Origin of the sequence: Paenibacillus sp. FSL R10-2748 (assembly GCF_038005565.1) — a bacterium.
GTDB classification, from domain to species: domain Bacteria; phylum Bacillota; class Bacilli; order Paenibacillales; family Paenibacillaceae; genus Paenibacillus; species Paenibacillus polymyxa_B.
Genome location: NZ_JBBOTK010000007.1, coordinates 54,856 through 76,479, shown reverse-complemented (window position 1 = coordinate 76,479; position 21,624 = coordinate 54,856). Strand labels below are relative to the sequence as shown.

At 43.4% G+C, this 21,624-nt stretch carries 18 protein-coding genes; 2 read left to right on the top strand and 16 right to left on the bottom strand.

Annotation, left to right across the window (positions count from 1 at the left end; translation table 11 throughout):
* Positions 1 to 6: 6 nt before the first annotated feature.
* Together gutB1 and NSS66_RS20280 are read left to right on the top strand one after the other, a co-directional pair.
* Positions 7 to 1,056: a 2-amino-2-deoxy-D-mannitol dehydrogenase GutB1 gene (gutB1, locus tag NSS66_RS20285; protein ID WP_028541304.1), complete on the top strand. Its 1,050-nt coding sequence runs from the start codon at positions 7 to 9 to the stop codon at positions 1,054 to 1,056.
* A gap of 30 nt (positions 1,057 to 1,086) precedes the next feature.
* The gene (locus NSS66_RS20280; RefSeq protein ID WP_049828399.1) at positions 1,087 to 1,869 is read left to right on the top strand and encodes an HAD family hydrolase; all 783 of its coding nucleotides are present in this window, start codon (positions 1,087 to 1,089) and stop codon (positions 1,867 to 1,869) included.
* Positions 1,870 to 2,200: 331 nt separating this feature from the next.
* Here the strand turns inward: NSS66_RS20280 and NSS66_RS20275 are convergent, their stop codons facing one another.
* From NSS66_RS20275 to NSS66_RS20200, 16 genes are all read right to left on the bottom strand, one after another.
* Positions 2,201 to 3,802 (bottom strand): alpha-amylase family glycosyl hydrolase, encoded by a 1,602-nt coding sequence (locus NSS66_RS20275; RefSeq protein WP_028541305.1) that lies wholly within the window; start codon positions 3,800 to 3,802, stop codon positions 2,201 to 2,203.
* 240 nt (positions 3,803 to 4,042) lie between these two features.
* Complete coding sequence (locus NSS66_RS20270; protein WP_023988580.1) at positions 4,043 to 4,519, bottom strand: RNA polymerase sigma factor; 477 nt, start codon at positions 4,517 to 4,519, stop codon at positions 4,043 to 4,045.
* 40 nt (positions 4,520 to 4,559) lie between these two features.
* Positions 4,560 to 5,501, bottom strand: a complete 942-nt coding sequence (locus tag NSS66_RS20265; protein WP_068938434.1) for a polysaccharide deacetylase family protein — start codon at positions 5,499 to 5,501, stop codon at positions 4,560 to 4,562.
* A gap of 68 nt (positions 5,502 to 5,569) precedes the next feature.
* On the bottom strand, positions 5,570 to 6,784 hold the full coding sequence (locus NSS66_RS20260; RefSeq protein WP_028541307.1) for an ABC transporter permease: 1,215 nt from the start codon (positions 6,782 to 6,784) through the stop codon (positions 5,570 to 5,572).
* Positions 6,781 to 7,518 (bottom strand): ABC transporter ATP-binding protein, encoded by a 738-nt coding sequence (locus NSS66_RS20255; RefSeq protein WP_025723380.1) that lies wholly within the window; start codon positions 7,516 to 7,518, stop codon positions 6,781 to 6,783. The genes NSS66_RS20260 and NSS66_RS20255 overlap by 4 nt, the downstream gene beginning before the upstream one ends.
* Positions 7,515 to 8,984 (bottom strand): efflux RND transporter periplasmic adaptor subunit, encoded by a 1,470-nt coding sequence (locus NSS66_RS20250; protein WP_339202137.1) that lies wholly within the window; start codon positions 8,982 to 8,984, stop codon positions 7,515 to 7,517. Before NSS66_RS20250 ends, NSS66_RS20255 begins: the two co-directional genes overlap by 4 nt.
* A 35-nt stretch (positions 8,985 to 9,019) precedes the next feature.
* Positions 9,020 to 10,123: a TolC family protein gene (locus NSS66_RS20245; RefSeq protein WP_023988575.1), complete on the bottom strand. Its 1,104-nt coding sequence runs from the start codon at positions 10,121 to 10,123 to the stop codon at positions 9,020 to 9,022.
* Between the two features lie 209 nt (positions 10,124 to 10,332).
* A complete protein-coding gene (locus NSS66_RS20240) occupies positions 10,333 to 12,345 on the bottom strand; it encodes an ABC transporter permease (RefSeq protein WP_339202134.1) in 2,013 nt (670 codons plus the stop codon).
* The gene (locus tag NSS66_RS20235; protein ID WP_023988573.1) at positions 12,311 to 13,090 is read right to left on the bottom strand and encodes an ABC transporter ATP-binding protein; all 780 of its coding nucleotides are present in this window, start codon (positions 13,088 to 13,090) and stop codon (positions 12,311 to 12,313) included. The genes NSS66_RS20240 and NSS66_RS20235 overlap by 35 nt, the downstream gene beginning before the upstream one ends.
* A gap of 101 nt (positions 13,091 to 13,191) precedes the next feature.
* A complete protein-coding gene (locus tag NSS66_RS20230) occupies positions 13,192 to 14,178 on the bottom strand; it encodes a sensor histidine kinase (protein WP_339202130.1) in 987 nt (328 codons plus the stop codon).
* On the bottom strand, positions 14,175 to 14,876 hold the full coding sequence (locus NSS66_RS20225) for a response regulator transcription factor (protein WP_023988571.1): 702 nt from the start codon (positions 14,874 to 14,876) through the stop codon (positions 14,175 to 14,177). Before NSS66_RS20225 ends, NSS66_RS20230 begins: the two co-directional genes overlap by 4 nt.
* Before the next feature lie 489 nt (positions 14,877 to 15,365).
* The gene (locus NSS66_RS20220) at positions 15,366 to 16,208 is read right to left on the bottom strand and encodes a carbohydrate ABC transporter permease (protein ID WP_025723644.1); all 843 of its coding nucleotides are present in this window, start codon (positions 16,206 to 16,208) and stop codon (positions 15,366 to 15,368) included.
* A gap of 28 nt (positions 16,209 to 16,236) precedes the next feature.
* Positions 16,237 to 17,115: a carbohydrate ABC transporter permease gene (locus NSS66_RS20215; protein WP_053325421.1), complete on the bottom strand. Its 879-nt coding sequence runs from the start codon at positions 17,113 to 17,115 to the stop codon at positions 16,237 to 16,239.
* A 96-nt stretch (positions 17,116 to 17,211) separates the two neighbouring features.
* Positions 17,212 to 18,513 carry an ABC transporter substrate-binding protein gene (locus NSS66_RS20210; RefSeq protein WP_339202126.1) on the bottom strand — a complete coding sequence of 434 codons (1,302 nt, stop codon included), beginning with the start codon at positions 18,511 to 18,513 and terminating at the stop codon, positions 17,212 to 17,214.
* Positions 18,514 to 18,710: 197 nt separating this feature from the next.
* Positions 18,711 to 19,814, bottom strand: a complete 1,104-nt coding sequence (locus NSS66_RS20205) for a response regulator transcription factor (RefSeq protein WP_076160480.1) — start codon at positions 19,812 to 19,814, stop codon at positions 18,711 to 18,713.
* Positions 19,807 to 21,615 carry a cache domain-containing sensor histidine kinase gene (locus NSS66_RS20200; RefSeq protein ID WP_076160483.1) on the bottom strand — a complete coding sequence of 603 codons (1,809 nt, stop codon included), beginning with the start codon at positions 21,613 to 21,615 and terminating at the stop codon, positions 19,807 to 19,809. The genes NSS66_RS20205 and NSS66_RS20200 overlap by 8 nt, the downstream gene beginning before the upstream one ends.
* Between the last annotated feature and the right edge of the window lie 9 nt (positions 21,616 to 21,624).

The following is a 21,624-nucleotide window of genomic DNA, read 5'->3' as shown; positions in this document are numbered from 1 at the left end:
CTATTTATGCTTGCACTGGTATACAAATCAGCTTGGGATGTCGCACTTGAGGAAAGACCTGTCCCGGAGATTAAAAAAGATAACGATGTACTCGTCCGGATCCGGGCGACAGGCGTATGCGGTACGGATTTAGGCATCATCAGTGGCAAATATCATGCCGTGCCGTCCACGATCTTGGGCCACGAATCAGCGGGGGATGTGATCGCTGTAGGATCAGCCGTCAGTTCACTGCAGCCTGGGGACCGTGTGGTGATTGATCCAACATATTACTGCGGTCAATGCGAAATGTGCCGGACAGGAAGACAGAATCATTGCACACATAAAGCCGTAACAGAGACCGGAGTCAGCGCCGACGGTACGTTCACCGATTATTATGTGACTGAGGACCGTTTTTTGTACAAGCTGAAGGATCATATCAGCTACGAAGAAGCGACGCTGACCGAACCGCTGAGCTGTATGCTAACCGGGATCAACCAGATTAACCTGCTGCCGAACTTCACAACCGTTATTCTAGGCGCAGGTCCGATCGGGATTCTGTACAGCTATGCTCTTGCTTCGAAAGGTGTAACTGGTTGCCTCGTTGACATCTCGGAGGAGCGGCTCGCCATAGCGGATTCCATTGCCCCTGAGCGATGGTCCGCGCACGCCACACTGGAGTCGGCCATTCATGAGCTAGCTCCGTTAAAGAATCAGGTGGACATGATTGTGGATACCACAGGAGTGGTCGGCACTGAGGTATTAAGCCAGCTTGCGAGCGGCGGGTATTTGATGCTGGTGGGGCTGAGAGATGGGATAAGCTCGTTTAATCCGAAAGAGGTCGTTGACCGTAGCCTTAAAATCATCGGCTCGATTGATTCTCTGGGCACGTTCTCCACGGCGCATTACCTGATTGAGCAGCAGATCATTCCCGCCAAAAAAATCATTACCCACTCGTATCCGCTTGATGACTACCATGAAGCCTTTAAGACACTTGGATGCAATATCAGCGAGCGGACACTTCAGCCTTCGTCTCAGGCGATCAAGATTGTGCTGCAATCGAATGGCTCGGGCAACTAAATTTAGCTACTAACAAGGGGGAGAATGGACATGACGAGCATTCATCATGTTACACCGACGAATCATGAATGCACAGGAGACCCATCAGCGTCCGTTCCAGTCAAAGCGGTCATCTTCGACATGGACGGGGTGTTGGTAGACAGCGAACCGATTTATTTTGAAGTTGAACGCAGCTCCTTTGCCCATTTCGGTGCGTCCATGACGGAAGAAGAGCACCATACCTATGTTGGAGTGACACTCGAATCTATGTGGCGTCAGGTACTGGACAGACATCAGCTCACCAATACGGTGGAAGAGGCCCTGACCTATCACCGAAAAAATGTGATGCAGACGATGATTGCACACGAGGGCCTTGTGGCGATCGACGGACTGGAACGGTGGCTGGACTGGCTGCAAGAGAAAGGGATTCCGGTCGCGGTAGCCTCTTCCTCTCCACGAGCGCTAATTGATCTCATTATGGAAAAGACAGGACTTGGCCGTTACTTCGACATTCGAATCACCGGTGAAGAGGTATTGCAGGGTAAGCCGGCACCGGACATTTTCTTATACGCCGCCGAACAGCTAGGCATTGCACCGGCCCATTGCATCGTTATTGAGGATTCACAGAACGGTGTCCAGGCAGCCAAAAGCGCAGGAATGCACTGCATCGGCTTCCACAACCCCGGCTCCGGCCGGCAGGATCTGTCCAGAGCCGATCGCTGGATTCTCAGCTATGACGACCTGTGGGCGATCAAAGAGAATCTGCCGTTCGATGAGCAGTTGCTTGCTAAGAGCAAGAGCCGAAATGTACCGGAAGGCATACCCCCTTTATAATCATATGGAATCGTCCGATCTTTACTATGATTGAGGGTACTAAACAATGCCCCTTGGAATATACACTGGAGAATGTATTTATCCTTCCCTGTGTGTACTCTAAGGGGCGTGCTTTACATCGAAGTGGTCTAGTTGAAACGAGTAATTTCCCGGTTCAACACACAACCTCGTAAAAACTGTCTTTTTGACATATAACTGATCTCCTGACGGTTTTAAATCCTCTATTCGTATGCAGCAAAACTTATATAGAAAAATGGGGTGCTGTTAACACCCCAAACTGGATTCATCGATATATATCCTGCTTCATCTGAACAGTAATTTTGCCGTATATTCAGCTCTTTCTGTCTTCTTCGGTAATTAGAGAACTGTAAGCCGGAATTGTAACTGTTCCTTTCTTCACCTTTACATTCTTTGAGGTGGAGAAGACCACTTTCCATTTACCCTTATCGAAATCTTTCATCTGCAGGGTAACCGGCTCTCCAGACAGGTTATGATATACATATAGTGTTTCTTTGCCTGAAGTACGTTTAAATGCGGTCACGCTGGCAGAACCTGCTTGTATAGGTTGCAGACTGTCGCTGCGTAAAGCTTCATGTTCTTCCCTCAGACGGATGAGTGTGCGATAGCTTTCCAGCAGGGAATCATCGTCCCTCAGCTGCGCTTCCACTGATACCTCGCCTGTGTTGTATTTGGGTTTCTCCCACGTCGTTTGACCAGGGCCATCTCCCTTGTACCAGCGCATAGGCTCACGAAGATACTCATCAGGCTTCTCTCCCTTCATGCCGATTTCTTCCCCATAATAGAGGAACGGCTGACCCGGAAGCGTCAAAAGAATGGAAGCAGCCAGCTTGGCTTTTCGCACATCTCCGCCCACTTCGCTCATGACACGGGTCTGGTCATGGTTGCTCAGGAACGGAGCATCGAGTGCCGCCTTATTATACGATTTGTACAGTTGCAGCGTTTTCTCGGCGAATGCCGCGATACCCTGATCTCGGCCGTTTTTCACGGAGTTCAAAATCGTTCCACCGAGGTCAAAATTAAACAGGGAATGGAGCGGTCCGTAATAAGGAGCTATGGTCTCCGGTTTGTCCCATACCTCTCCTGCCAGATATACATTTGGATTTACCTTCTCCATCTCGGAACGGAATTCATTCCACCATGCGATGTTCTTATCCGCACCATCCTTCGTCTGTCCTCTAAAAATATGCATCGCCGCGTCAAGCCGGAACCCGTCTGCACCCTGCTGCAGCCAATACTTGCCGACTTTGATCATTTCTTTGCGGACTTCGGGATTGTCAAAGTTCAGATCCGGCATGCCCGACCAGAATGTACTGTAGAAATACCCTTCGCCATTCGGGTTCTTATGCCATACCTGCTGACCCCACGAGCCCTTTTCTTCCAGATCTGTGTTCTCATCCGCCCATACGTAATAGTCGTGGTATTTGCTTTGTGGGTTGGCACTGGCCTCCTTAAACCATGGGTGCTCGCTGCTCGAATGATTGATAACAAGGTCCATGATCACCTTGACGCCCTTTCGGTCCGCTTCTTTCATCAAGGTGCGGAAATCATTTAGACTCCCATACTGCGGGTCCACCTGATAGTAATCAGTTACATCATATTTATGGTAGCTTGGAGATGGATTAAGGGGCATAAGCCAGAGGCCGCTGACCTGCAAATCCTTACCCGAATGGGGTTTGCCATCGTTTAAGTAATCAAGTTTTTGTGTGATTCCTTTCAAATCACCGTGTCCGTCTCCATTCGAATCATAAAAAGAATTGATATAAATTTCATAAAATACGCCGCTTCCAGTAGAAACCGGAGGCTTATGTCCGTTCATTTCCTGCTCTGCCATTGCACCTGAAGCGAACATCGTGAGCATAGGCACCGTTAACATGGCGGTGGACAATCTTCTTAAGCGTTTGTTACGTGTCAAAACAAATCAGCTCCTTTGATTGTTATGGGTGCGTTTTCATTATAAATAGAAACAATCCAAAAAAAGGGGATATTTATTATCTATTATGGTGGAAAATATCGATCTTATTGCTTTATCTCTGTATCGAACGAAAGAGGAGCAGACTCTATGTCTACTCCTCTTTCGGAAATTATTCTTTTTCTTAGATTTAGTACTTTCGATTTGCTGAATAAAAGATTGTCTGCTGTCGTCCAAATCAGTTCAGGAAATATATCTTAATTTAATGCGTTTTGAAGCTCTGTGCAGCGAAGACTTTACTGAATTTTCACTCTTGTTTAAGATTCTAGCCGTTTCTTTTATGGAGTATCCTCGGACTAAACGCAATTCAAGTACCGTCCTTTGCTCGGTATTACTTGCCATCAAAAGAATTCGATTGACCTCCTCCTGAATTTCAAAATCGAGGATATCCCAGTGATAATAAAGCAGTTCCTTGCGTAAGTTGTATTCATCCATCTTTTTTCGTTTTCTGATTAAATCTATAGCTAAATTTTTGGCAATTCTCAAAAGGTAAAACCGAATACGATCTTGAGGCAAGTCAGGTGAAGCTCTTATAAACCGAATAAAGCACTCATGCAACAAATCTTCGGCATCCTGTTTGTTATGCAATATCCTTAATAGATAGCCAAAGAGATCTGATTTGCAAGATAAATATTGATCCTCCACATCTTTAATATCCATATTACTGCTTGTCCCTTCTGTTTTGATTGGAATCGGTAAGTCACTTTATAGTCTTAAATTCATATCCCTGCTTTTTTAAATATGTTATGATTTCAGGCAAGGCTTTGGCAGTTTCTTCTTTCCCATAAGTGTCATGCATGAGTACAACTGCTTTTTCTCTAGTCCCCATGTTCCTTATGAATTCGCGAATTAATTGTTCAGCATTCTTAGGTGCACCTTCTGCATCTTTAGGTAACACATTCCAGTCAATCTGATGGTAATCCTTATCATGTAGAGCTTTGTCCAGCACTTCCATACCATTGGGATCATTTCTCTGCCATGTCATATGGCCACCTGGAAAACGAATTACTCTTGTGGAGAAATTCTGCCCCAATATTTGCTTTAAAACTTGATTTGTTTTTTCAATATCCTTCATAAAAATGCTCGAATTCACAGTTTGATTAGGATATAAATAACTGTAGTCATGTGAGTAGGTATGATTTCCGATAGCATGTCCTTCTTTAACTACTCTTTTTGTTATTTTTTTAGCCACTTCATTTTCTTCTACTGCCTTTCCTACCACAAAAAACGTTGCTTTCACATTTTCTTCTTTAAGAACATCCAATATCTTAGGCGTTACGGTGACCGATGGGCCATCATCAAAAGATAAATAGACTACTTTTTTACCGTCTATCCCCTCAGGCCGATGTCCTTGCATTTGCTGATTCAAGTATTTTTCAACAAATGCTGCATCTTCAACACCCGAAACATTTTTTAGAGGTGATTCGCTCCCTTTGGATTCGTTATTTAATTTGTCGGTTGATACTGAGTTTATTTTTTCTGCAAATTCAATCGTTTTTACCGGCTGTTGTTTACTACTAAAGATATCAAAGAGTTTTAAAATAATTAGAACAATACAAATGATAATAATAAACAGTAGTCTTCTTCTATTTCTCTTCATCCGATGAGCTCTGGTTCTATTATGCGTATAGCTTTTTTCCATTAGTATATGTTCCTCCAAAAATCTAGAAGCTGTTTACGTTTCATTTTGCGACCATGTGCCAATTGAAATTATTCGTATCTCAATGCATCTATAGGCTTTAAACTTGCTGCTTTATAAGCCGGGTATACTCCAAATAGGATGCCTGTGCCCGCAGAGCTAAGAAACGAATATATAATAGGCGAGATCGTAAATTCAATGGTCATATGTGTCGTTGCTTCGATTATTTTGGACGCTCCTATGCCTGTTACAACCCCGATTGTACCTCCTAACAGACCAAAGATGACCGCTTCAGATAGAAATTGAATCATAATATCTCTCGGCTTGGCACCAATGGCTTTCCGAATACCGATTTCTCTTGTACGCTCTATAACCGAAACCATCATAATATTCATAATTCCGATTCCCCCTACCACGAGCGATATCGCGGCTACACCACCCAGTAAGCTGGTCATGATATTATCTACACCGGAAGCTGCACCTGCTGCCTCTGACTGACTCATAATTTGAAATTGATCCGGTTCCGAGGGTTTTAGCTGATGCGTCACACGCAAGCTTTCCAATATGTCTAGACGAGCCTGATCCATCAAAGCTGGTGACTTGGCAGACACGTCCAATCCCGTAATGTTTTTCTCACCCAGACGGTTCATCATGGTTGTAGCAGGGATGTAAATTTGTTCATTAGTACTATAGCTTAAGTTCGTAACTGGCTGAGTATTCAATACTCCGATCACCTTGAAAGGAATCTGTTTAATTTGAAACGTTCGTCCCAATACATTTTGGGTATCTCCACCAAAAAGACGTTGAACCGCTTGGCTTTCAAGAATGGCGACATTCATGCGTTTATCCATCTCATCGTTGGTAAATGTTCTGCCCTCAGCAAAGGAAAACTTTTTGACCTTATAGAATGAAGTGGAAGTCCCTACAATAGTAGCGTTATAGTTATATCGCCCCCACGCAGCTTTTGAATTGCTCGATATATTTGGCATCAATGCATCTATAGAATTCTTTTGTTCCAACGCCTCGACATCAGCCCAAGTAAACGAGGGCGTGTTGTCCAAATCTATTTCACCATCGACCATTGTCATAGCTGGAGCAACCATCAATACGTTATTCCCTAATTTATTAATTTCTGCTTTTATGCGGGCTGTAGAGCCGTTTCCGATCGCCATAATGGCAATAACCGCTGCCACCCCGATAATAATACCGAGAATCGTTAAAAAGGAGCGCAGCTTATTGGTCGTTAAACTATTAATTGATACACGGATCGTTTCCATCAAATTCATAGGCTCGCCATCCTTGATGAAATTCTTCTATTGGTAATGCTTTCATCACGCTCAATATCTCCATCCCGAAAGCTGATCAACCGCTTGGCATATTCAGCGATTTCCAGCTCATGAGTAACCAAGACGATGGTTTTCCCCTGCTCATTCAAACCCTGAAATAGCTCCATAATCTCGACGCTCGTCTTCGTATCCAGTGCCCCCGTTGGCTCATCCGCCAGCAGAATAACAGGATTATTCACCAACGCACGCGCAATAGAGACACGTTGCTGCTGACCGCCAGAAAGCTCGTTAGGTTTGTTGTACATCCGTTCTGCAAGGCCTACACTTCGAAGCGCCTCCACGGCTCGTTCCCGGCGTTCCTTGGCAGGTATACCTGCATACATCATAGGTAGCTCTACATTTGCTAATGCTGTAGTTCGGGAAAGTAGATAGAATTTTTGAAACACAAAACCCAGTTTCTGATTTCGAATCTCGGAAAGCTCGTTCTCACGAGCATCCAATATGGAATACCCATCCAGATAATACTTCCCGGTATCAGGATGATCGAGGCAACCAATGACATTCATCATGGTGGACTTACCCGAACCAGAGGGACCCATTATGGCAACAAACTCACCTTCGCTAATAGATAAATTCACACCACGTAGAGCCTGAATCTCCTGTCCGCCTACCTCATATATTTTTTTTAATGCTTTAATTTCAATAACGTTTTTATTTAATTGGACTTCGTTCATTGTGCCTGACCCCCATCAGGGTCCTGGCCCTCTTGACTGCCATTCGAACCAGCACCGTCCTGAGGCGGAATAATAATGGTCTCGCCTTCCTTAACACCGGACTTGATTTCGGCCTGATCCGCTGTATAAACACCCAGCTTCACAGGTCTGAATTCATAATCTGCAGGGTTTGCTGGGTTCTTCGCTACATATACTCCGTCCACTCCACCTTCGGATCTCAATGCAAACAATGGAACGGACAGCGCGTCTTTACGTTCAGCCAAGAGGAGTGATACATCCATGTTCATCCCCGGTTGCAGCCTTATTTTTTGGCTATCCAAAGACAATTCAATTTTGTATGTAGTCACATTCGATTCCGTCACCGGCTCTGGAGAAACGAAGCGTACTTCGCCTTTAAATTGTTTGTCCGGGAATGAATTCGAGTGCATTGTAGCCTGAAGTCCGGTCTTCAATTTAGCAATATCACTTTCGTTAACCTTGGCAAGAACCTTCATAACGCCTGTATTGGAGTTATTCATTACAATAAAAGGTGCAGTAGGACTAGTACCCACATCGCCGTTGACCTTCAAAATGATCCCGTCCCACGGTGCCGTAACCTGTAATTTGCTCAGGACACTTTTCTTCTGCTCTAATGCCGTTTCAGCCTGCTGTAAAGAAGCCTGTGCAGATTGGATGTTGGAAGCTTCAGGCGGGGACTGTGCAGCCTTTAATTGTATTAAAGCTGTTTTAAAGCCCATTTCTGCCTCCTCAATTGCCTCAGTCTGTTTGGTCTGTGCCTTCTTGTACTGCAGCTCCGCATTGCTCATATCCAGTTTTGCCTTATCCAGATTTTGCTTGGCTGTCGCCAGGTCACTTTCTGCTGCCGCATCATTCTGAACCAGATAAGCCTGGTCATCATAATCCTTCTGGGCCTTATCCAAAGTCACCTTGACTGCCACCTTTTGTGCAGCGGCTTCCTCTAACTCCATATCGTTCTTGGCTGTTTTAATCGCCATTTGTGCCTTTAAGACATTGGTTTTCTGGAGCTCGATATCATTGGTTTTGGGTCCGCGCTTGGCTTCCTCCAGCTTGGCCCTTGCAATCGCGACATTGGATTCGGCATCCTTAATTTGCAGCCTGGCATCCGAATCATCTAATCGTGCTAGAACCTGACCTGCTTTGACACTATCTCCTGCTTTGATATTGACAGCGATGAGCTTGGCACCCTCGACATTTGTAAAATTAATATTTACTTCCTTGGAAGCCTGAACGGTCCCAGTCACTTTAAGCGAATCCGTCATGTTTGTTTTCTGTACCTGTACAATCTGGTTCGCAGGACTCTCCACGGGCTTTTCCTGCCCCTTTTTCATATAAACAAAACTTCCAATTCCCGCTATAATGATCAAGACAAGAATACCTATAATCCCTTTCAATCTTTTTTTCCTTCTTAACACTTGCAATGCATCTTTCTTTTCTGTTTCCGACAATGTTATATCCCCTTAAAATGTATTTTTTCTAAACCCTATACGCTCCACGGTTTGTTTAAAGCATGTTGCAGCAGCGTTATTTGAACAATTAGTTCATCCTTATTCCGTTCAATTTGCTTCACTTTTAACTGATTCGTGGCTACCTCCGTACCTGTAGCAAATCCTCGTTCCTTTTTTTTACGAGATATATCTAATACTTTATTGGCGTTCTGTAGATTACTTTGCATTTGTTCGTATTGTTCATAACTCTGCTGTAAGTTAAAGTACATATTCTTCAGTGTTTCTGCTAATTGATCCTTGGTATTTTCCAATCCGCCTTCCGCTGAGTCTACATCAATCTGTTTAATTTCATAATCGTCAGTTCCCGAGTTCCACGTGTAATATTTAATTTCCATCTTTGCCAGCTTGACTGCCTCCTCCTGTCTCCATACCGAAGGACTCGCCGAGATGGCACGCGTCACAAGCGTATCTAAATTCGTGTTATCCATCTTCCGGTAAACAGGTCGATCCACCAGTTCATACACCGTACCTTGAGGTTGGCCCATTTGTGTATTTAGTGAATCGATTGCTTTTCGCAGCGCTGCTTTTGCAATCTCCACATTCTTTTGTGCTTCTATACGAGTCTGAATAATCGTACTTTGATCACCTGGAGAAATTTTCCCGCGTTTGGCTTTCGCCTCAGCAGCTTTTTCTTCCAGTAGTGCGAGCGAAAGTGCATCCTCACTGCTCTTCACTTTGTTATCAGCCAGAAGTACATCATAATAGTTTTTCATTGTAATGTAGTCTGTCTGATCTTGGGCAAGCTCGATTTGCTTCTTGGATTCCAGATAAGAAACCGTCGATGAGGCATACCCTTTCCAAGCTGAACTACTAGCCGCATCCTCTTCACCGTTGCCTGCACCTGCTGGGATGAAATCCAAATTCTTACCTGCATTTTTTAGGTTAATCCGGTTACGATCTATCGCTTGCTGAGCCTCCTTCAAGCTAAAGCTATTAGATCGTGCCCATTGCTGTGCTTGACTCAGTGTTATTTTCACACTTGCATTGGAAACCTGCTGCTGCTCTGCATGAACAAAGGACTCTGAAAAAGAACTGGCCGATAAGGCCAACAACAATAAAATGAACATACGTTTTTTCATAGAACCCCCCTCTTTCTAAGTTTCATCAAGTATAATAAATGCGTTGTTATATGAATTTTAATTCTTCCTCTTCATTACAATTTCTTTGCACAACTCCCCATCAAGGATGTCGTGAATTGAGAACTGCATCTTCTATCATCCGTGCAGATTCCAGAAGGGAGGTATAATCCTGCCCTCCTGCTATTCTTTCACACACGGCTTATCGCTCTTTACAGCATCTTTAAATCCAATTGACGAAGGTACAGGAAACGTACAATAAGAAAGGAAAAGAATTGGATTGCCCAAAAGCAAAGCATAATCTGAATAAGCGTAAGATGAAAGGGTGCTACATTTATTCCAGATGGTTCTGACATAAATAAACAAAGCACTACTCCTACGGATGATACGACTAATGGCAGAAGAAATAGGAAAGCAATTTGTCTGGATGCAGCTCGTCTCATTTTCCTTGAGTTTAATCCGATTTTCGATAAAGCTCGGTATATTTCCTCATCCCGTTGAAGATCTACATACAATCTGAAATACAACAGACTTACAGTGCTTGCCAACATAATAATGGCGATAAATCCGCCAATAAATTCACTAATATTCAGATCCATCTCCGATGTCAAATAATCCACTGCTCTAGAGTTAAGTACCCCTTTGTTCACCTTGTTGGCCAACACGGAATACAACCATATCTCCTGTTGAGTTTCAGAAGTTTCTAATGAAAGTTGACCATTCTTCCATTTTGGCACAAAATAATAAACAGATTTGTATGCTAATGGAACATTGAAGTACCGTTGTTCAACTAAATGGTCGTAAGTTCGATCTGAAACAACAAGTAACCTTCCTAGTTCAGAGATGATGTTTTCAACAAACTTTATGCTGTGGTCTATCTTCTGAGTATCCATAATCTGAATATTCATAATCTGAGATTTTCCTTGATTGTAAGTTAGCTTTTTTTCAAAAAAGGTTTTCTGTTCTTCTAAAGACATTCCATTAGAATCAAAAATGAAAAAGCCTTGATGATCCCGAAGTGCGGCTGTCTGTTTTAGTTCCTTAAACCTGGAAGTAAGAGCTTCATAGTTGGATTGTTTCATCACAGGTGCGAACTGTTCACGAAAGGGAAAGATCAGTATTTCACTTTTCGAATAATCTACCCCAGCCGTATAAAGATTTTGGTCAATCTCTTTTTCAAGCTCTCTAGAACTTACTACATCAGAAGAAAGTGCAAATGAATAAGATTGCTCCCTTAGAAATCTTTTTTGCTGCTGCATGGAGTCAAAAGTTGACGCTGCTCCTACACAGGAAATGATAGAAATTAAGGTAATCAATGAAAATAATCCAGCATTATTCCTAATTTTGTATGTGATCTCAGATAACCATAACAAACGTGTTCCGCTCCAAGACCATTTCCTGTTAGCTCTAAGCAGTTGAATGAATAGTACACATAATTGAGTATAAAATAAGTAAGTACCAATAAACCCCATTACAATTGTGTATTTAAATGTGTCTCCAACCGAATAGTGCAATATATAAAAAGAAAGAGTCCCTAAACGATACGGTGCCAGATAAATGTATGGTGGAAAATCAAGCTTCATTAAATATACAGCCGCTCCTATTAACGCTATCGCAAGAAAGGAAAGACTCCATGAAGCTTTTAATTCCTTTTTGAGCTGTGGAACCTTGTTAAAAAGCTGCTGTAATTTAAAATGGCGTATGAAGAAAACAGACACAAGTGAGATCAATATAAACAAAAACATAAAGCCAATTCCTGTGAAAGCCAGTGCTTTCCAAGGAAAATAAAACGTTAAATACATTCCTATGACATTGGAGCCCAAAAGCAGAAAGAATTTCGCTGAAATAAATCCTCCGATAATCCCAGTAACCAAGGATAAAAAACCTATAATTAGATTTTCATATGCCACCAAAAAATAAATTTGTCTGTGATGTGTCCCTAAAATGGTCAGTATACCCAATTCTTTCTTACGTGCAGCAACAAAGATATGGTTTGTGTATAATACGAAAAAAAAGGAAAATACAAAAATCAACAGATCAGCAACTTGTAATCCTTTTTTTACATTAGCTGCTGTGATTGCATTTGAGACATCCGGGTGAAAAATAAATATCGCATATACGAAAAAAATCGAAATCATCAATGAACTGCTTAAATAATAAGGTACATAAGCACGTACATTGCGTTTGAGATTATTCCATGCTAACAGACGAAAGCTCATGTGCATGTCTACTTCCCCCCAAAAAGGAGAGCATATCTATGATTTCCTGAAAAAATATTTGCTGACTATGACTACGGTGGATTTCATTATATAACTCACCATCTTTTATAAAAATTACCCGATCACAATAACTGGCTTCCATTGCACCGTGTGTTACCAGCACGATTGTGGAATAATCTACACGGTGGATAAGTCCCAGCATTTCCATCACAACACGTGAAGACTTGGAATCGAGATTTCCAGTGGGTTCATCTGCGAGCAGGAGTGAAGGAGAGTGAATAATAGCCCTACCAATGGCTGCCCGTTGCTTTTGTCCCCCTGACACCTCATAAGGCCGTTTATCCAAAACATCAAAAATATCCAGTTTCTTCGCTACCTCTTCCAGTTTAAGCTCCATTTCCTTTAATCCTTTTTTATTCAGCATCAGAGGAAACAGTATGTTCTCTCCCAAAGTGAGGGTTTCCAGCAAATTAAAGTCCTGAAATACAAGTCCCAGCTCTTTGCGACGAAATAAAGCCAGCTTATCCTTCTTGAGCTGATTTAGATTTTCACCTTTAATGCAAACCTCGCCAGAAGTCGGCATATCAATGGTCGAAATCATGTTTAATAATGTGGTCTTCCCACTACCAGACGGCCCCATAATACCAACAAACTCACCTTGTTTGATCGTTAAATGGATGTTGTTAAGGGCTCGGTAGGGAACCTTGCCATAATATATTTTGGTGACTTGATCCATTCGTACAATCTCCATAATTCATTCCTTTCCTTGTTCTATGTTATGATCATAATCCATCCAGACAAGTGAAGCGATCGATTAACATTACAAAAACCTTAAATGTGTTGTAAGGTTTCTCATTTGTGAATTGAAAACAGGATTTGAACCGTTGTCCCTTCACCAACTGTCGATTTCAGTTGAATATCATGATTCAGTCTTTTGCAGATTTCAGACACCAAATAGAGTCCCATCCCGGTTGATTCACGATACTTCCGCCCATTTTCACCTGTATAATAAGCCTCAAATACCCGTTCTACATCTTTTTTAGGGATACCAATCCCCTCATCCTGTACTTCCAACACAATGACATGCTCTCTTACGTCAGACATTAGTTTCAGACTGTGGGCATGACCTGAAGAGTATTTCACCGCATTGGTCACCAATTGGTTAATTATGAATCTTAGCCACTTGGCATCGGTAATCACACTCAACTGCTCGTCCACTTCATTGGAAGGATAAATTTCGTTGCGAATCAATAATCTTTTGTTATCATAAATCACATCACTAACCAGTTTTCGTAATACAACAGGCTCCACATGAAAGTCAGGTTCAAAGGATTCCAATCGTGACATATACAAAATCATGTCCAGTCCTTTTCCCATTCGATCAATCTCATCGTGAATCTGATCCGATTCGGGATCTATTTTTCCTTTAAGGATTAAATGAATAACAGAAAGAGGAGTTTTCATCTGGTGAACCCACTGATTGATAAACGTAATATGATCGCGCTGCTGATGCTCTAACTGATGAATTCGGGACTGATACAATCGATAATATTGTAAAAGCAAATGTTGCAAAGAAGAGGCTAACGGATTAAGTACCTTCATCTGAATAAGCTCATCTAAATCTCTAATGTTTGCAGTGGATAATATGCGATATAAACCAGAGTACATGACATACTGGAAGAGCAAATAAACCAGCAATATGGAGGCCCCAAAAAAGACGGAATACAGGGCCGTCGACCAGTTACGGTAACCATCCATCCAATAGATACTTAACACAAGAAAAAGTTGGATGATATTAAAAATCACCAGCGAAAAATGGTCACGCCAAAAAAGCTTCACCGTTCTTCCTCCTCACTCAAGTGAAGCCGATAGCCAGCCCCTCTAACCGTCTCTATGATATCCCCTAGTCCCAGCTCACTCAGCTTTTTGCGGACCCGAGTGACATAAACATTCAGTGTGTTTTCGCCCACATATTGGTGATCATCCCATAAAGCCTCTAAGAGATGAACTCTACCCACAACCTGCTTAGGATACGTCATCAATAGCTCTAGCAGTGCTGCTTCCTTCTGGCTAATTTCTACCTGCTTGTCATGGAATACAAGTTCCATAATATCGGGATATAGCGTCAAATCTGCCACTTTTAAGGAACGTGATTTTGGGGCAACAGCATAAGAGCCATAGGCACGTCGCAGATTGCTTTCTACTTTGGCTAACAGTACTTCGGGATAAAATGGTTTCGTAATGTAATCATCTGCTCCGTTTTGCAAAGCAATGACCTGATCCATTTTATCATCGCGTGCAGAAACAAAAAGGATGGGGCATGTAGACTGAGTCCGTATTTGCCTGCACCAATAAAATCCATCAAAGCGAGGTAGATTCACATCAAGTAGTACCAAATCAGGCTTTACCTCTTGAAAGATAGCCAGAACTTGATCAAAATTTGAAACGTTAATCCCTTGATAACCATATTTCTCAAGATAAGATTGGAGCAAGGAACTGATTTGAGGATCATCCTCTACTATTAATATCTTTTGCATCGTGTTTTCTACCTTCTTAGTGCTTGAATTTTTAACAACTGATTTCTCTATATAATGCCTTTATTCGATCGTTCAAGCAATAACAACAATCTAACCCCCTTGGTTGTAGATTTAGGAGGTTTTCATGGTGGTGTATATTGAATCCCGAATAATATGCATGGTGCCGAGCACCAGAGTGATTAACAATATAATTATAATAACAATAACGGTGACTGTTATAATGGTTCTTTTAGGAATTTTTAATGTTTCATTGAAACTTTGCTTTGGATCTTTCAAAATCTGCTCACTTCTTTCCTTGCCTAGCTGTTTACCAGCATAACAGCTTCTACATAATGAACAACAGTTGAAACTTACAAAAACCTTTATTTTGTTGTAAGGTTTCTGATTAGCCACAAACCATCGTCAGATTAAACTAGCGTATGTACATAACAAAAATGCCCGGCTAGAGAATCTTTTTTCTGATTCTCAAGCCCGGGCATTTTATCCTCTCTATCCTTTTACAGCGGAACCCACCGTCATTGCCCGCTCCACTTGTTCACTCAAGAACAGATAGACTAGTACCATCGGTAGGGAAGCGATAGTCATAACAGCTCCCATGGCCCCCCAATCCGTGCTGTAGGAGCCCTGGAAGAAAAGCAAGCCTAGCGGCAAGGTCTTCATATTCTCATCAGAAATCAGAATATAGGCCAAAGTGAACTCATTCCAGTTGTTCAAGAACTGAAAAATGGCTACAGTTGCAATTGCAGGCATTGCAAGCGGCATAATGATTTTCAGGAACAGTCTATAAATATTAGCTCCATCCATACATGCCGCCTCTTCAATCTCCTTAGGAATTCCTGCCAGGAACCCATAGAAAATCATTGACGAGAAAGGAAGGCCAATTGCGATATAGGGAAGAATAAGAGCTCCATACGTATTCGTAAGATGAAAATCGCGAACCAGAATCGCCAGCGGTATCATAATAACCTGTAGCGGCATAAACATTCCTATGATCATATAAGTTCGGACAGCAGAACGAAACCTCCATCTCATGCGAGCCACTGCAAAGGCAAACATCAGTGCCAATAAAAGGATGAACAGAGTCGAAATCGTTGATACGACCAGACTGTTCAGAAAGTAACGAGGAATATTAAATTGCGTCCAAGCATTGATGTAATTTTCGTAACGAAAATGCGTTGGTAGTCCGAATGGGTTGGTAACAAAGATCTCATCATTGTTCTTCAACGAGTAGGAAACCATCCAGAACAACGGATAAATCGAAACAATCACATACAACCACAGCGGTATCTGCAGGACAGCTTGTCTGAACTTGCTCACAGCGGTTTTACTCATTTCGTTCTCCTTTTCAATACGCACCTCATCAGGCGGTTTGTCCGCGATCGAACAGCTTATTGATAACTAAAGTTGCCAGCAGCGAGATCAGTACAAGCAGCACAGATACAGCACACGCATAGCCATAGTTGCTCTCCATAAAAGCATAGCGGTAAATCATGAATGTCATTGTATAATTTGTAGTACCAGGTCCCCCGTTAGTCATAATCAGCATCTGCACAAAGGCGCCTATCCCAGAGGTAATCGCGATAATAAAGCAGAATTTGTACGTTTCCCTCATCAGAGGAAGTGTAACATGCAGATGCGCTCTCCATTTGCTGCAACCGTCAATCGTGGCGGCTTCAAAATAGTCCTCAGGTACTGACTTAACCCCTGCATATAGCAGCGCGAATTGATACCCCATAAACTGCCAGGCATTAACGAAGGCGATGGCAATAATTGATGCTGTCGGGGAGCTCAGCCAATTTTGCTGATACGGGATATTCAAAAGATCGAACAGCCGGTTGATCAGTCCGTTGGTCGGGTCGTAAATGGCGATCCACAGCTGGCACACCACAGTTACCGACAGAACAACCGGAATAAAATAAGCCGTTTTCAGTATTTTCCGCCCGCGTGTACGCGGGTCTGCACAAATCAGCGCCAATAGCGTTCCCAGTCCAATCTGAAAGACCACCAGTACAATTGCAAATATCAATCCGTTCTTAAGCGAAGTGGAAAGTAAAGGATCGGAAAAGAGCTCCCGGTAATTACTCAATCCCGAAAAGATCGGCGTACTAAGGCCATCCCACTCATAAAAGCTACGAAGAACGGTCTGCAGAACAGGATAAATCAGGATCACACTGTACAGGATCAAAGCAGGGAGCAGAAACAGTGCCAGCGCCGGTTTGTTCCCCAAATATTTATTCATGTGTTGCTTCCACCCCTTATTTTCGGGACGGCTCCCCCCCCAGCGACTTATGTCGCCAGAGGTTGCTTGTCCCTGGATTATCAGTTTTCTTTCTCCTCAGTTTTCTTTCTCCAATGTACTGTTCAGATTGTTCACAAAACCCTCTACCAAAAAGTTGTCCACCATCAGATTCTGGGTATTGTCATTGATTGTGTTCTGAATTTTGGTATTGCTCAGAAGCTGAGCATATTCCTTGGCGTTTGGCAGCAACTCTTTGGCGACTCGCTGCATCATTGCTGGAACATTGGAGGCGATTTGCTTATCCACTTTCGGCGAAACGATAGGACTTCCGAGTTGGGTATATTTGTACTCGGCTGACTTTGTCGCAAGGAATGCTGCTACCTTTACGGCAGTTTCCTTGTTCTCGCTACTCGACGATACTGCGTAACCCTGTGGCGAGCCTGCACCGTCGATAAAATATTTGGACTTCTCGTAGGTTGCTTCATCCTTTGCTGGCCAGTACATCCAGTCGACCTGGTCGCCCAGCTTTTCCTGTGAACTGTAAATTTCCCATTGTCCGTTCACAAACATGGCAGCCTTTCCCTGATAGAACAGGGACGATGCCTGATCATAATTGGTGTTCGTGGCATTTGCGTCGAACAATCCGGCTTGCTGCAATTGCTTCATCTGCTGTGCTGCCGTTACAAACGCTTCTGGCAATGCTTTTACACCTTTCTGATCAAGTGCTCCGAATCCTTGCGGCTGCTCTCTTGTGACCAGCCCATTATAAAAAGCAGTCGTAATCCACTTTTCCTTGGCAAAGATCGACATGGGCACATAACCTGCAGCTTTCAACTTTTTAGCTGCTTCGCCCATCTGATCAATCGTCTTAATCGGCGTTTCGATCCCCGCCTTCTCAAAAATCGACTTGTTGTAATAGATAAGCTGGAATTCAATGCCTGTATCCGGATAAGCATACACATGATTATCTGGAGCTACTAAACGAGATTCAACACCCGGATTAAGATTCTCCTTGAATTTAGCCGTTGTCTCATAGTTGTCCAGCACCTCGACATTTTTGGATTTTGCTAAAGTTTGCAGAGTTGGCCAATCCGTGAAATAAATATCCGGCATGTTTCCTGTCGCTGCATAAGTCTTCAGCTTCTGGTACCCGTCCTGAACGGCAGGATCCAGTTCAATCTCAACGTTTGGCATGTCCTTTTTGAGTTCTTCCACCGCATAATCGAACGGCTTGGTGGTATCGGCGTCAAAATGCTGCGCATATACCTTCAATTTGATCGTTGTGTCTCCCGTCCCGCCCTGGGAGGAAGCTGATTTATCTCCGCCACAAGCGACCAATCCAATAGACATGGTGAGCACTAGCAAAGCTGCACCCCAACTTCTGTAAGTTTTTTTCATTTGTTTAATCCCCCTCATGCAGTGTGTTTTATGTTTGCGCTTTCATTTGCATGACTACAGTATACTCCCGCTTCTTTTCTTGATTAAGGAATAAAACGGGCATAATCAGTAAAAAACGGGACAAATAGAGCAGCGGTTTTCCGTATAGGAAAACCGCCAGGCTTAAATCGATGTTGTTCTGCCTCGCAGGTCAAGAGCTACCTTTTTTGGAGTTGCTCATATTCAGTCGGTGTCATGCCAAAGCGTTTCTTGAAGCATTTGCTGAAATAATTGGGGTCACTGTATCCAACACTTTCAGCGATTTCCGCCAACTTCCGATTTCTGTTCAGTAAGAGCTCCTTAGCCTTCTTCATCCGAATGTGTGTAATATGATCCACTATGGAGAAGCCGGACTCCTTACGGAAGACGCGCCGCAGATAGCTGGCATCGACGAAAACCCCGCACGAAACCTGCTCAGCAGACAACTCTGTGTCTGCATAATGCTCCTCGATATAGGTGATCGCCGCAGCAAAAAGATTGGAAGCCTTCGTAGAGTGCATATTCTCCATCAATTGGATCAGCCTGCGGTACAAAGCGAGCATCCATCCTTCAGCAGCCTCCCAGGAATCTAACTCCCGAAGCCGGTCATAAGGAGACTTGTTCAAACCTTCATCCCATAGCCGATCATAAGGAATGCCGCGTTCACTTGCAAAGGAAAGTGCTAGAGATACGATTCCCATAAGCATCGCGTCCGCGTATTCATCCCCCCACTTATATATACTAAGCTGCTGGATTGCCTTACGGACTTCCTCTAACGTTTCACTGTCTTTCAATCGAAGGTCTAGCACGACTGCATCACGCAGATGGCCCAAATCAGGCATACTTGCTCTGCCGTGCAACGCTTCGCTACCATGACCCCACTCGGTACTTTCGCTCTCCTGCAGAAACACCGGTAGTTTCGGCTTAATACGTTCCAACATCGAGAGCATTTCTTCTGCATTGAACGGCTTCAACAAATAATCCTGCACTCCGGTTCGAACCGCCTTCTGTAGGTATTCAAATTCGTTATGTCCAGATATGAATACAATAACGATGCGTTCGAACTTGACTTTCAACCTCTCGGCTAATTCAATTCCATCAATGAAGGGCATATTGATATCTACGAGGGCGAGATGCGGCTGATGCCGCTCGGCTTCTTGAAGTGCTTCCTGTCCGTTCCTTGCTTCGCAGCAAACCCGAAAGCCATGACTTTCCCAATCTATCTTTATACGCAGAAAGTCTCGGAACAGCGGCTCATCATCGACAATCATCACTTTATACATCTTGGTGTTCACTCCCCTTTGGCAGCATCGGCAACGACAGGTCAACAGTTGTTCCCTCCGCGAGAATACTTTGAACGGATATCCCATACTCCTCGCCAAAATACAGACTCAGTCGTTGCTGAACACTGTAGGTACCGATTGATCGTATTCCTTCTTTCGGTAAATGTCTGGACATAATTGTCTGAACTTGGAATTCATCCATCCCCACACCGTTGTCCTCCACCCGAACGATCACCTTATCACCCTGTTTAAAGGCAAAAATACGGATAAAACCTTTTGTTCCTTTCTTCTTAAGACCATGGTAAATCGAATTCTCGACAAGCGGCTGAAGCGAGAGCTTCGGGATAGGTGTACCTGCAAGCTCGGCAGGGATATCCACTTCATAGCGAAACACATCGGGATAACGGATTTGCAAAATCGTCAGGTAATCATCAGTAATCTGAGCTTCCTTTTCTAAAGTAATTAATTCCCGTCCCTTGTTCAGCACCATTCGATAAAAATCTGCTAGCGCTTTTGTAGTATCTCTAGCCTCATCATTACGATCTAACTCATTGAGTGCATAAATGGTATCCAAAGTGTTGTACAGAAAATGCGGTTTAATTTGGGCGCTTATCAGTGCGAGCTCATATTCACGCTTACGGTTCTGTTCCTGCCTTACCTCATCCAGCAGCTCCCGAACTCTTCTTACCATAAAGTTAAACGCTTCAGCAATCGTACCGATCTCATCCTCTGTGCGGACTGTCGTAACCGCTTGCAAGTCACCAGTTACTACTTTTCGCATGGCCCTAGTCAGATGTTCGAGAGGGCTAACGACCATTTTGGATAGAAAGCTAGCGCCCAGCCAGGAAAAAACAAGGCACAATACGCCGATTAAGAGCGACAATCTAACATTTTGCCGGACATCAGCCGTAAGCAGGCTAAGAGATACGATATTGACCAACTTCCAATCCATCCGGGTATAATCAGTGACCGTTACCAGATTGCCCTCATCCTCGAATGAGCACGTTCCTTGGGATGCATTAGGCGCACAACGTTGGATGGCCTCACCTAGCTGTGGATTCACCGGATTCATCAGCATCTCATTGTCTTCTGCCACCGCCACGCGCATTCCGTTATCTAAAAAATAATAAGATTTGGGCGCATCCGGATCGCTGGAACGGAAGTAATCGGACAAACCTTCTTCCTTCACTAACAGAAAAAGGGTTCCATAGGGTTCGCCCGTGTCTATATTAATGACCGTCTTCCCCAACGTCAAAACCGGAGAGTTCGGATCTGGTGTTAGGAAATCCCTCTTCTCCATATCAAACCAGAGTGCCTGTCCATAACTTTCGGATTCCCTTACCCGCTTAAGCATGCTATAGATCTTGCGATCATCCCCGCTTTCGGTATAAGAGGCGAAAATTGTCCCTTCATTATCAATAAATACAGCGGCATCCACCTCACGAAAGATTGACAAATCAATGGATAGGCGGCTCTGCATCAAGTTTCCAAACTGAATAGACTCCATCGCAGTACCAGGTTTGGCACCGTATGAATCATACATCCGGTTAATATTCGTCACCATAATATTGGCCGCCGTTTCCACACTGCTGAATATGTAATCGGTCCGAGACAAGATAAGCTGAGACTCATCGACCACGTTGCTGGTGGTTCGGTCTATCAAAGAACGGCTGAAAAGCTGGTTGGACAACAGTCCAAGAGTAAGCAGAGAAACAATAATTAGCGGAAGAAATACCGTTATAACCTTGCTTTTAAAGCGAAGTCGACCAAACCACTTACGAGCTAGTGACAGAATATTCAACTAGGACCC